At 73.6% G+C, this 12193-nt stretch carries 9 protein-coding genes; 4 read left to right on the top strand and 5 right to left on the bottom strand.

Annotated elements, in window-relative coordinates; all coding sequences use genetic code 11:
• Positions 1 to 19: 19 nt before the first annotated feature.
• The gene (locus IE172_RS21660; RefSeq protein WP_190098938.1) at positions 20 to 235 is read right to left on the bottom strand and encodes a type A2 lantipeptide; all 216 of its coding nucleotides are present in this window, start codon (positions 233 to 235) and stop codon (positions 20 to 22) included.
• Between the two features lie 566 nt (positions 236 to 801).
• Here IE172_RS21660 and IE172_RS21655 point away from each other — a divergent pair.
• On the top strand, positions 802 to 2073 hold the full coding sequence (locus tag IE172_RS21655) for a S1 family peptidase (RefSeq protein WP_229886253.1): 1272 nt from the start codon (positions 802 to 804) through the stop codon (positions 2071 to 2073).
• 166 nt (positions 2074 to 2239) lie between these two features.
• Here IE172_RS21655 and IE172_RS21650 read toward each other — a convergent pair whose 3' ends face one another.
• A complete protein-coding gene (locus IE172_RS21650) occupies positions 2240 to 4390 on the bottom strand; it encodes a PP2C family protein-serine/threonine phosphatase (protein WP_190098937.1) in 2151 nt (716 codons plus the stop codon).
• Positions 4391 to 4641: 251 nt separating this feature from the next.
• Between IE172_RS21650 and IE172_RS21645 the strand changes: the two genes are divergently transcribed.
• The 3 genes from IE172_RS21645 (at position 4642) to IE172_RS21635 (ending at position 8058) form a co-directional block, all read left to right on the top strand.
• The gene (locus tag IE172_RS21645) at positions 4642 to 7086 is read left to right on the top strand and encodes a SpoIIE family protein phosphatase (RefSeq protein WP_190098936.1); all 2445 of its coding nucleotides are present in this window, start codon (positions 4642 to 4644) and stop codon (positions 7084 to 7086) included.
• Between the two features lie 204 nt (positions 7087 to 7290).
• Positions 7291 to 7470 (top strand): hypothetical protein, encoded by a 180-nt coding sequence (locus IE172_RS21640; protein WP_190098935.1) that lies wholly within the window; start codon positions 7291 to 7293, stop codon positions 7468 to 7470.
• Positions 7471 to 7557: 87 nt separating this feature from the next.
• Positions 7558 to 8058: a metallophosphoesterase family protein gene (locus tag IE172_RS21635; RefSeq protein ID WP_190098934.1), complete on the top strand. Its 501-nt coding sequence runs from the start codon at positions 7558 to 7560 to the stop codon at positions 8056 to 8058.
• A gap of 215 nt (positions 8059 to 8273) precedes the next feature.
• Here IE172_RS21635 and IE172_RS21630 read toward each other — a convergent pair whose 3' ends face one another.
• From IE172_RS21630 to IE172_RS21620, 3 genes are all read right to left on the bottom strand, one after another.
• Positions 8274 to 9533, bottom strand: a complete 1260-nt coding sequence (locus tag IE172_RS21630) for a YncE family protein (protein WP_190098933.1) — start codon at positions 9531 to 9533, stop codon at positions 8274 to 8276.
• Positions 9534 to 9849: 316 nt separating this feature from the next.
• On the bottom strand, positions 9850 to 10215 hold the full coding sequence (locus IE172_RS21625; RefSeq protein ID WP_190098932.1) for a nuclear transport factor 2 family protein: 366 nt from the start codon (positions 10213 to 10215) through the stop codon (positions 9850 to 9852).
• 119 nt (positions 10216 to 10334) lie between these two features.
• Entirely contained in the window at positions 10335 to 12089 is a 1755-nt protein-coding gene (locus tag IE172_RS21620) for an ABC transporter ATP-binding protein (protein ID WP_190098931.1), read from the bottom strand.
• Positions 12090 to 12193 lie beyond the last annotated feature (104 nt).

The raw sequence follows: 12193 nt of genomic DNA, 5'->3' as shown, positions 1-12193 counted from the left end.
CGGTGACGCGGGGGATCGATCAGAGACCGGCGACCAGGTTCGTGACCGGGGCGGTGTTCAGACCGGTGGCGCCCTCGACCGTGCCGACGACCGTGTCGACCAGGCCGGAGACCGGGGCGATGCCGTCCACCGCGCCCGTGAGGGTGTTCACGGCGTTCACGGACAGGCCGCCGGAGACGTTGTCGAGGTCGGCGTCGGAGATCTCGACGGTCTGGACCTGGGGGGTGGAGTTCATGTCGGAACTTCCCTTCGTATGGAATGTCACAAGGGGAGCGGCCCCTCTGGGGACAGACGAAAGCCGCGGGCCGCAGGCGCCGGACGCCCGTCTCCGGGAGCCCGCATCGGCCTTGCGGTGCGATGGATCAAAGCACGCCGCCGATGCGGGCTTCCAATCAATCAGACGTCCCATCAGGGGATGTGCGGCCGGCCGGCGCCCAAGCGTGCAGAGTCGGGCACGGCGCGGCGGCGACTTCTTCACATGGCTCACGGCATCGTCCCGTCCCGCCACTTGCGTCGCCCGGCCGGATTCCGGCAAGCCGGACCCAATGCCGTGCCCCGGCCCTCCGGCGCCCGTGCGGACACCGGCTCCGGTGACCGCGCTGGGCATGCGCTGTGCAGATTCGCTGAAGTCACCGTTCCGCTTCCCGGAGTCGACGTTACGTGCGCGGCCCGTCACGTTGTGTGAAGGCTGGGTGGGGTTTGAACGCGCTCCGGGCCCCGCTCGTACCAACAGCCATCCAGGCGCCCCCCGTTGACGCCGCACAGCGGCACCACGCCGGTCCCCCCAGGAGGTCGAGTAGTTTGAGTCACAAGCGAATGCCGAAGCGCAAGGCCGCGATAGCGGTGGGCGGTGCGGTGGCGCTCGGAGCCGCCGCCATTCTGCTGCCCCACGCCAACGCCTCGCAGGACGGCGCGTCGGACGAGACGGCCGCGGCGCCCAGGACCCTGAAGGCGGGCGACGCCTCGGATCTCGCCTCACGACTCGCGGGGCTCCTCGGCGACGCCTACGCCGGCGCCTACTACGACGGCGGGAACAAGCAACTCGTCGTCAACGTCGTGGCGGGCGAGGACGACACCGTCGTCGTGCGGGCCGAGCAGGCGGGCGCCGCCGTCCGCGAGGTCGACAACAGCATGACCGAACTGGAGGCGGGGGCGCGGACGCTGAAGTCGGAGGCGACCATCCCGGGCACCTCGTGGGCCGTGGACCCGCGCACCAACAAGATCCTTGTCACCGCGGACAGCACGGTCACCGGGGACAAGTGGGACCGGTTGGAGTCCACCGTCGAGAGCCTCGGCTCCGGGATGGCGACCATCAAGAAGTCCGCGGGCACCTTCAGGACGTTCGTGTCCGGCGGCGACGCCATCTTCTCCGGCGGTGCGCGCTGCTCGCTCGGCTTCAACGTCACCGCGGGCGACGGCACCCCCGCCTTCCTGACGGCCGGTCACTGCGCCGCCGGGGGTGACCAGTGGTCCGACGCACAGGGCGGGCAGCCGATCGCCACGGTCGACCAGGCGGTCTTCCCGGGCGAGGGCGACTTCGCTCTCGTCACCTACGACGATCCCGCCACCCAGGCGCCGAGCGACGTCGACGTCGGCAACCAGGTGGTCCCGATCTCGCGGGCGGCGGAGGCCACCGTCGGACAGGAGGTCTTCCGGATGGGCAGCACCACCGGGCTCGCCGACGGGCGGGTGCTCGGTCTGAACGCCACGGTGAACTACCCGGAGGGCACGGTCACCGGTCTGATCCAGACCGACGTGTGCGCGGAGCCCGGTGACAGCGGGGGCTCGATGTTCACCCGGGACGGCCTCGCCATCGGCCTGACCTCGGGTGGCAGCGGCGACTGCGCCTCCGGCGGCGAGACGTTCTTCCAGCCGGTCACCACGGCCCTCGCGGCGGTCGGCGCGACCCTCGGCGCCGACGGCGCGGCGGGCGCCGGCGACCGGGCGGGCGGCGAGCAGGCGGGCGGTCAGGACGCCGGTGGCGAGCGGGCGGGCGCCGGTGAGGAGGCCGGCCCGGGCCACGGAGCCGGGCAGGACGCCGGGGGCGACTCCCGACTGACCGACACCCACTGACGCTCCCACCCGGGGCGACCCCGGCCCGGTTCCGCCCCCCTACGTGCGACGGGACCGGGCCGCCGCGGCGCGGACCCCGTGCCCCGGCCGTCCGCACCGCGTTCCCGGCGTATCCGCCGTTCCCGCGGACGCTTCCCGGACGGCGGCCGAAGGAACTGCTCGCGGCTCAGTCGGGCGGCACTGCCCTGAGCAGCAGCACCGCCACGTCGTCCGGCCGGCCCTCCGCGGCCGCGCCGTCCTGGACCAGCGCGTCGGCCAGGTCGTCCAGCGGCAGGTCACCGAGGTCGGTGAGTCGCCGGCCCAGGTCGGCGAGCGCGTCCTCGAAGTCCGTCCCCGGGGACTCCACCAGCCCGTCGGTGTACAGAACGAGCAGGGAGCCGGGGGAGAGGTCCACCTCGGTCGACGGATAGGCCGCCGAACCGTCGATCCCCAGCAGCGGACCGCCGGCCAGGTCCAGCACCCGCACCCGCCCGTCCGGCCTGCGCAGCAGCGGGGGCGGATGACCCGCGCGGGACATCACGGCCCGCCCGTGCGCCGGATCGAGCCGCAGGTACAGACAGCTCGCGAACAGATCCGAACCCAGCTCCAGCAACAACCGGTTGGTGCTCCGCAGGACGTCCTCGGGGGCCTGCCCGACGGTCGTGTAGGCGCGCACCGCGGTGCGGACCTGGCCCATCAGCCCGGCCGCCGTCACGTTGTGCCCCTGCACGTCCCCGATCACCGCCGCCGCCATGCCCTGCGCCGGAACCAGGTCGTAGAAGTCGCCGCCGATCTCCATGCCCTGGGTCGCCGGCAGATAGCGTGCGGCCGCCTCGATCCCGGCCAGCGGGGGCAGTGTGTGCGGCAGCAGCGCCTCCTGCAGCCCGTGGGCGAGCCGGTGCTTGGCGTCGTAGAGCACGGCCCGCTCCAGCGCCTGGGCGATCAGCCCGGCCAGACTGGTCAGCACCGCCCGCTCCTCCGTGGCGAAGTGGTGCGGGGACGCGTAGGACAGCACGCACGTCCCCACCGGCCGTCCCGAGGCGATCAGCGGCAGGTACGCCCACGCCGAGAAGTCCGACAGGCGCACCAGCGCGGGATACAGGCGTTCGATCTCCGCACGGTTCCCGAAGAACGCGGGTACGCCCGTGCGCAGCACCTGGCCGCCGGGGGTCGGCTCCGACAGCGGCATCCCGTCGTACCGCTCCACGACCTCCGGATCGGCGTACCCGCGGTGCCCCAGCACCCGCAGCCGGCCCGCCCGGGAGCCGAGCACCACGAGCCCCTGGCCGCCCACCGCCGGGACGACCTCGTCCGCGACGAGCTGCACCACGTCCTGCACCCCGACCGCCTCGGTCAGCGCACCGGCCAGGCCCAGCACCTGGCTGATGGTGACCAGCCGGGTGCCCGCCCCCACGGGCGGCGGCGCGGAGCGGTTCGTCTCCGCGACCGCGCGCGCCCGGGTGATCCGCACACTGAGGCCGGTGGTGCTCGGATACAGCCGGAAGGACAGCCACTCGTGGGGCGGCCGCAGCGCGACGAACGAGGTGACGTGCTGGCTGAGCAGCGCGGCCCGGTAGCGGTCCTCGTACACGGGGTCGTTCAGCCACGGCACCGACGCCCACAGATGGGTGCCGAGCAGCCGGCCGGCCGGGACGTCGAGCAGTTCGGCGGCGGCCGCGTTGGCGAAGCCGACCCGCCCGTGCACATCGAGCGAGCACAGCCCGTACGGCAGCCGCGACACCATCCGCGCCGCCTCCAGCGAGCCGAGTGTGCCGGCCGTGTCGCCGACCAGCGGCGCGGCCGGCAAGTCCGGCTCGCCCGCCAGGGGCAGGCTCTGCTCGGCGGCCCGCTCCAGCCGCACCGCCAGCCGGTCGCAGGCGGCGGTCAGATGGTCCCGCTCCGCGTCGGACAACTCCTGCGGACGGGTCCCCGGCCAGGTCACGAACACCGCGCCGTACGCCCTCGTCGCGGTCGCCACCGGCAGCGCGGCCAGCGCGAAGGGGTACGGCAGCACCATGGCGATCCGGGGATAGCGGCGGGCCATCTCCTCCTCGCCGCCCACCCACACCAGCCGCCGGTCGCGCACCGCGTCGGCGACCGGGATCGGCGCGCTCAGCCCCACCCGCTCCCACGGCGCCGCGAAGGCGCGCGGCAGCCCCGCCATCACCGCCATCTCCAGCACCGGGAGGTCCGGCGAGAGCAGGTACACCGCCCCCGAGTGCGCGTGCACCTCGTCCATCATCGAGGCCAGTGTCAGCGACAGCAGCGGGCGCCCCACCGGCGTCCGCGCACCCGCCGACGCCTGCGCGGACGACTGCCCCTCGGACACGTCGACCACCTCCTCGCAGGGCCTCGCCCCGCGACCCAATCTCCTCCCTGCCGGGCCGTCGCGCACGACGAGCGGCGGGGGAAGAGGCCGCGCGCCGGGGGGACACCGCAGCGGTCACGGCCCGTCGGCGCGGCCCAGCACCGCGCCCGGCCCGCGTACGTGTCGTCGCGGCCCGCCGTCGAGATCGCCCGGAGCGAGCGGCGAGCCGGACCGCCTCCGAACGCTCCCAGGGGCTGCGCCGGTGTCCCACAAGCGCTGTAATGGCCAACGTGGTCGGTGAGGGCGCTGCGGGACGCAGCACGAGAACGCTGCGCGCGGAAAGTGCCCTCGCGGTGATCGCGGCCGACGCGGACGCACCCGGCCGGGTGCGCACGATCCTGGAGCAGGCCCTCGTCTTCGCCGGCGCCGCGTTCGTCGGCGTGTACGCGCCCAGCGCGGACGGGGAGGCGCTCTGTCTGGCGGAGTCCGCCGGGGTGCCGAGGACCTTGTGCGGGGTGCGTGACAGCTACCCCCTCGCGGAGCACTCCCCGGTGGCCGAGGCGTACCGCGGGCGGCCGGTGTGGCTGGGACCGCGTGACCTCGCCGCGCAGGCCCGGTCGAGGCGGGTGCCCCGCCGCGACTTCCACCTGGCGGCCCTGCCCGTGCGCCGGAACGGCGGCGGCTGCCTCCTCGCGATCGGCGAGCGCCCCGGCGGGTTCGACACCGACGACCGCGACTGCCTCGGGCTCGTGGCCGCCGCCGTCGCCTTCCCCGCGCCGCCCGCGGCCGCCGACGGCGCGGAGCTGCCGCCGGGCGGCTTCAGCCTGGCCATGGACACCGGCCGGATCCGGGTCGACCCCGACGTCCTGGAGCTGTTCGGCCTCGACTCCGAGGAGTTCGACGGACGGGTGGAGACCCTGCTCGGCCTGACGGTGCCCGAGGACCTGCCCGCGCTGATGTCCGTGGTCGAGGCCGACCACATGACGATCGGCGAGCGGGAACTGGAGTTCCGGGTGCTCCAGCCCGGCGGGCCGCCCAAGTGGGTCCGGCTGCGCGGCCGGCTGATGCCCGGCGGGGAGGGGCGCCCGGCCCGGCTGTCGGGTTCCGTCGCGGACGCCTCCACGCTGCGCTCCGACATCACCGACGTGGCCCGCGTCCAGCGGCTCGCCGCCGCCCTGGCCACCGCGGTCACCGTCCGCGACGTCGGCAAGGCCGTCGTCGCCGCGCTGCGGCGGCCGCTGCGCGCCGACCGGATCGCGCTGGCCGAGCTGGAGAGCGAACGGCTCGTCGTCACCGTCCTCGACCCGCCCGAGCCGGAGGCGTGGCCGGAGCTGTGGCGCGCGGAGTGGCGCAGCGAGTGGCCCGACGCGCCCGTGCGCACCATGCCCACCCTCGCCGCCGCCCTGCGGGAGGGCCGCGCCGGTATGTGGCCGGCGGGCTCACCGCTGGAGCCCGCCCTCGCCGGTGTCGGGCCCGGAGGTCTGGCCGTGCTGCCGCTGCCCGCCGGCAACCGCATGGCCGGCGCCTGTCTGATCGGCTGGGACGCCCCGCACGACTTCGGCGCCGACGAGCGCGCCCTGCTCACCGCGGCCGCCGGCCTCGCCGGACAGGCCCTGATGCGGGCCCGCGCCTTCGACGCCGAGCACGAACTGGTCGGCATGCTCCAGCGCCAGCTCCTCCCGCGCAGGCTGCCCCGGCTGCCGGGCGCGGTCGCCGTCGCCCGGTACCTGCCCAGCACCGCGGGCCTGGAACTCGGCGGCGACTGGTACGACGTGATCCCGTTGCCGGACAACCACGTCGCCCTCGTCATCGGCGACGTCCAGGGCCACAACGCCGGCGCCGCCACCCTCATGGGCCAGATGCGCACCGCGCTGCGCGCCTACGCCGTCGAGGGGCACCCGCCGGACGTGGTGGTGTCCCACGCCAACCGGCTGCTCATGGACATGGAGACCGACCTCTTCGCGACCTGCTGCTACGTCGACGTCGACCTGGAGGAGGGCTTCGCCTGGTGCGTACGCGCCGGTCACCTCCCGCCGGTGCTGCGCCACCCGGACGGGCGCACGGAGATCGCGGAGGCCGAGGGCGGCCCTCCGCTCGGGGTGGTCCGGCAGGGCGACTTCCCCATGAGCCCGATACGGCTGCAACCCGGCACGATGATCACCCTCACCACCGACGGCCTGGTCGAGTCGCCCGGGACCGACATCGACGAGGGCATGGCACGCCTCGCGCGGCTGCTGTCCGAGGCCGACCCCGCCCATCTCGGACCGGTCGCCGACACCCTGCTCGGCAAGGCTCCGCGCAGCGACGACGTCGCCCTGCTGCTGCTGCGCTACGACGGCATGACCGCGCGCCCGCTGCGGGAGAGCTGGACGGTGTGGCGGGTGCCCCAGGCGGTCGGCCACGCCCGTCGCTTCACCCGGCGCACGCTGCGCTCCTGGGGCGTGACCGAGGACATCGACGCCGCCCTGCTCGCCGTCTCCGAACTGGTCACCAACGCCCTGGTGCACACCGACGGCCAGGTGCGCCTCGACCTCACCCTGGTGGGAGGCCGGCTGCGCCTCGCGGTCGCCGACGCCTCGCCCCGCACCCCGGTGAAACCCACCAGCATCGGCTGGGAGGCCACCGGAGGCCGGGGCGTCCTGCTCGTCGAGGCCGTGTCGGCGGACTGGGGCACGCTTCCGGTCAGCGGGGGAAAGCAGGTGTGGGCGGAGTTCGTCGTGCGCTGACCTCGCCGTCACGCCCCGGTGCCGGTGACCCCCACCGGCACCGGCGTGGGCCCGGCCCGACCGTGAGCCTTCCGGCTGCGCGGAGGAAATCGGCCTGGAGATGGGCGAGTTGAGGACCTGGTGGCGTGTGCGACGGCGGAGGGTTTGCGTGCCGCCGTGCCGGGGACCCGAGGGCGAGCGGAAGCAGAAGGAAGATGATGCGTCGTGATACCGGAGATCAGCGACAAGCCCCGGCTCCGCCGGCCGGAGACCGGATGGGCGCGTGCGCGGCGACTGCGCGGCAAGGAACCGCTGCGGACCTGCCTGCCCGCCGTGGAGCGCGCCGTGCCCGCCCCCGCCCCGGACACGGGGCCGGAGACGAACATAGTGAGGGGCGAGGACTAGGGGGTGTCAGACACCCCCTGGCGGACGGACGGCCCGAACGGGCCGTCCCGCCCGCCCCGGGCCGTCGGCGGACCTAGGCTGTGACGCGTGCGACTGCTGCTGATGTCCGACACCCACCTGCCCACACGCGCCAAGCGGCTCCCGGAGCCGCTGCTCGAAGAGATCCCCCGCGCGGACGTCGTGTTCCACGCGGGGGACTGGGTCGACACCGACACCCTCGACCTGCTGGAGAGCCGCAGCCGCAGACTCGTCGCCGTCCACGGCAACAACGACGGGCCGGAGCTGCGTGCCAGGCTGCCCGAGACCGCGTACGCCGAACTCGGCGGACTGCGCTTCGCGGTGGTCCACGAGACGGGACCCGCCCGGGGGCGGGACGCACGGTGCGCGGCGCGCTTCTCCGACGCCGACGTCCTGGTGTTCGGGCACAGTCACATCCCGTGGGACACCACCGCGCCCACGGGGCTGCGTCTGCTGAACCCGGGCTCTCCGACGGACCGCCGCCGGCAGCCCCACTGCACCTACATGACCGCCGTGATCGCCGCCGGCCGGCTGACGGAGGTGGACCTCCACCGGCTGCCCCGGCGCTGACGGTCCGGGCCGCTTCGTCTCGGTGGAAGCGGCCCGGGCGCTGCGAGTATGTGCGCTCTCACGGACCTCCTTCCCACGGTCGGAGGTGATACCGGGGCGACTACCCTCCTGTTCACGGCTCACACACCCTTTTTCTCCCGAATTCTCCGCCGAGCCGCGGGCGCGCCGTCCTCCGTGGCGCCCGACGGCGCGCCCGTGCCGCCCTGCCGTTCCGGTCAGGTGCCCGGCGTACCCGTCCAGCCGGTCTCCACATGGCCGAGACGCACCCGCTGCGGGTGGTCGCCGACGGGTACGGAGACGGTCTTCCCGCCGGTCGCGAAGTCGATGACGGTGACCCGGTCGGCTCCGCTCTCGGAGACCACGCAGGACTTCCCGTCGCCGCTGACCGTCGCCCAGTACGGCTTGGACACGGTGACCAGCGGCCCCTCCCGCAGGGTCGCCCGGTCGACCACGGTCGCGTAGTCGTCCATGGTGCCCGCGACGCACAGCTTCGTGCCGTCGGGCTTCATGGTGATGCCGTGGTGTCGGGAGTCGTTGACCCAGGTGGTGCGGTCGTTACTGGTGGCCGGGTTCTTCGGCAGGGTCTTGGTGCGGGTGATCCGGTCGGTGGCGACGTCGTACTCGAAGAAGCCGTTGAAGAAGGAGACCTGGAAGTACAGCTTCGACTCGTCGGGGGAGAAGGCGGCCGGGCGGACCGCGTCCGAGTAGTCCTTCAGGCCGATCGCGTCGAGCCGCTCGCGCATGTCGATGACCTCGACCCGTTCGAAGGTGGTGGCGTCGACGACCGTGATGCGCCGGTCGCCCTTCGTCCAGTCCAGCCAGGTCGCGTCGAGCGCGGTGTTCACCTCGCCGATGGACATGTTCCAGATGTGCCGGCCGTCGGCGCTGAAGATGTTCTCGTGCGGCTTGGCACCGGTGGCGAACGAGCCGAGCTCCTTCCCGGTGGCGATGTCCAGGACGTGGACCTTGTCGGCGGTCGAGGCGGAGACGGCGACGCGCCTGCCGTCCGGGGACACGGCCATGTGGTCGGATCGGTAACCGGACACGGGGAAGCGCCAGTTGACCGCTCCGGTGGCGAGGTCCAGGGAGACCACGTCGGCGAAGCTCGGCCGGGACACCACCACCGAGGCGCCGTCCGGGGTGGAGTACATGTCGTCGACGAACTGGTCGTGGCCCTCGCCGACGCTGCTCCTGATGGCCATGAAGTAGATCCAGCGGATCGGATCGGCGTTGATCTCCGCCATCCGCTCGGCCTTGTCGGGGACGACGTCGATCCGGCCGATCTTCGCGAAGTCGCCGGTGGACTCGATGACGTCGGCGGTTCCGTCCCAGTTGTTGCCCACGAACAGCACCTCGCGCAGGGCGGCGGAGGGGTCCGGGGCAGCGCCGGCGGCACTCGCGACGGACGCCGGAGCGGTGACGGTCAGGGTGAGGGCGGCGAGGACGCACAGGTGCCTGGTTCTGCGGAGCGGCATGACTGCTCTCTCCTCTGCGGTGGGGGGTGAGTGGGACATGTCAAGGCGAGGCGGAAATCCGAACACCGGTCCCACGGAATCAACTTACTGCAAAGTAAGGACGGTTCCCGGTCTTCACAAGACCGCGGACACCGTGAGTTCCGGACCCCCGGACGGACGCCGCCCTCCACACCCGCCGTCCTCCGCGCCCACACCGCCCGCATCACCGCCCGCCCGTGCCGGCGTGCCGCTGCCGCGGTACGCCGGCACGGGCGACGTCCGGTATGCCGACCCGCGTCCCGACGGCACACGACCGCCGCGGGAACGGGGCGCGGGGCTACTCGTCCCAGGCCTGGATCATCGTCTGACCGGTGATCTTCCCGTCCCGCAGGGTGAGCATCGACTCCGAGAGCACCCGCACCCCGTCCGGGTACCGGCAGCTCTCGCAGTAGGCGGCGTGATCGCCCTGGACGACGCACGCCTCCAGCGAGTGCGTCATGTCGCGGCTGTAGACGTCGTCGAGCATCGCGGCGATCTCGTCCCGGCCGTGCAGCACCTTGGGGCTACTGGGCTGGGTGTTCCGGTCGACGATGCGCACCTCCGCGTCGTCCGCGTACAGCGCCGCCAGCCCCGCGGACGTGTCCGCCTCGATGCCCCGGCGCAGGGTGTCCGTGCCGAAGCCGGACTGTGCCGCGGTTGTCATGATGACCACCTCCCGTCGAGGCCGCGACCCGGACCTCCGGCGGGCCGAGACGGCCTCTCCTTCGAGCGTCCTCCGGCCCGGCGGGCAGGGCAAGTCCCGAGTCGCGCTTCCGGCCGCGTTCATCCACCCGTGGCGAGGAACTGGGTCGCCGCCAGCTCCGCGTACAGCGGATCGGTGGTCACCAGCTCCCGGTGCGTGCCCACGGCGCGGACCCGGCCCGCGTCCATCACCACGATCCGGTCGGCCATCGTCACCGTGGACAGCCGGTGCGCGACCACCAGCACCGTCGTCGTGCGGGCCACGTCGGCGACGGTGTCCCGCAGCGCCGCCTCGTTCACCGCGTCGAGCTGCGAGGTGGCCTCGTCGAGCAGCAGCAGCCGGGGCCGGCGCAGCAGGGCGCGCGCGATGGCCACCCGCTGCCGCTCACCGCCGGACAGCTTGGTGCCGCGGTGCCCGACGAGGGTGTCGAGACCGTCCGGCAGCCCGGACACCAGACCGTCCAGCCGGGTCGTCTTCAGCACCCGGGTCACCGTGTCGTCGTCCGCCCCGGGACTGCCGAGCAGCAGGTTGTCCCGGAGCGAGCCCGACAGGACCGGCGCGTCCTGCTCCACGTACCCGATCGCCGCCCGCAGCTCCGCGAGCGGCCAGTCGGCCAGGTCCCGGCCGTCGAAGGTGATCACGCCGCTCTCGGGGTCGTAGAACCGTTCGATGAGGGAGAAGACGGTGGTCTTGCCCGCGCCGGACGGGCCGACGAACGCCGTCATGCCCTGTGCGGGCACGTCGAACGTCACCCCGTGGTGGACGTGGGGCAGGTCGTCGGCGTACCGGAACCGGACGTCCTCGAAGGCGAGCGCGGCGGGCGCCGTGCCCGGACCGGGCAGTTCCGCGGGCCCGGCCGCCGGTTCGGCGGGCAGCCGCAGCGCCTCCTGGATCCGGGCGAGGGCGGCACTGCCCGCCTGGTACTGCGTGACGGCTCCGACGACCTGCTGGATCGGCGCCATCAGGTAGAACACGAACAGCAGGAACGCCACCAGCGTCCCGATGTCGATGGCCTCCGTCGCCACCCGCGCGCCACCCACCGCGAGCACCGTGATGAACGCGATCTGCATCGCCAGACCGGCCGTGTTCCCCGCCGCGGCCGACCACTTGGCGGCGCGCACGCTCTGCCGCCACGACTCCCGGGCGGCCTCGTGCAGCGTGCGCTCCTCCCGGGGCTCGGCCCCGGAGGCCTTCACCGTGCGCAGCGCGCCCAGCACCCGCTCCAGCGAGGCACCCATCACGCCGACCGCGTCCTGCGCCCGCCGGGAGGCGCGGTTGATCCGCGGCACGATCAGGCCGAGCACGGTCCCCGCGGCCACGATCACCCCCAGCGTGACACCCAGCAGGACCGGGTCCACGAAGCCCATCAGCACCACGGTCGCGATCAGTGTCAGCCCGCCCGTGCCGAGACCGACCAGCGAATCGGTGGTGACCTCCCGCAGCAGCGTGGTGTCGGAGGTGATCCGCGCCATCAGATCGCCCGGCTCGGTGCGGTCCACGGCCGCTATGCGCAGCCGCAGCAGATACGACGACAGCGAGCGCCGTGCCCCGAGCACCACCGACTCCGCCGTGCGCCGCAGTACGTACGAACCCAGCCCGCCCAGTACGGCGTTGGCGACCACCAGGGCCGACATCAGCAGCAGGGCGCCGGTGACGGTCCGGTCGGCCGAGAGGTCCTCGATCAGCTCCCGCGCCACCAGCGGCAGCATCAGCCCCGTCGCGCCGGTCAGCAGCGAGAGCAGGGCACCGCCCAGCAGGGCCCACCGGTGCGGCCGCACGTATCCGAGCAGCAGCCGCCAGGCGGGCGGAGCGGATTCCTCGGCTGCGATGGTCACGTGGCCCCCCTCGGTGACGGACGAAGCCCCAGGTTACGGCGAGGACACCGGCCCGCCGCACCCTGGTCGGCATCACCGATCATTCCCGCGTAGGGTCGGAGGGA

This window comes from Streptomyces griseoflavus, from assembly GCF_014649995.1.
In the GTDB taxonomy this organism is placed as follows: Bacteria; Actinomycetota; Actinomycetes; order Streptomycetales; family Streptomycetaceae; genus Streptomyces; species Streptomyces griseoflavus.
This window is presented reverse-complemented; position numbering and strand designations above follow the sequence as displayed.

What these genes read in the sequence shown, in the direction of transcription:
- IE172_RS21625 (WP_190098932.1), bottom strand. Translation starts at nt 10,215, where the DNA reads ATGACAACCGCGGCACAGTCCGGCTTCGGCACGGACACCCTGCGCCGG.
- IE172_RS21660 (WP_190098938.1), bottom strand. Translation starts at nt 235, where the DNA reads ATGAACTCCACCCCCCAGGTCCAGACCGTCGAGATCTCCGACGCCGAC.
- IE172_RS21645 (WP_190098936.1), top strand. Translation starts at nt 4,642, where the DNA reads ATGGCCAACGTGGTCGGTGAGGGCGCTGCGGGACGCAGCACGAGAACG.
- IE172_RS21630 (WP_190098933.1), bottom strand. Translation starts at nt 9,533, where the DNA reads ATGCCGCTCCGCAGAACCAGGCACCTGTGCGTCCTCGCCGCCCTCACC.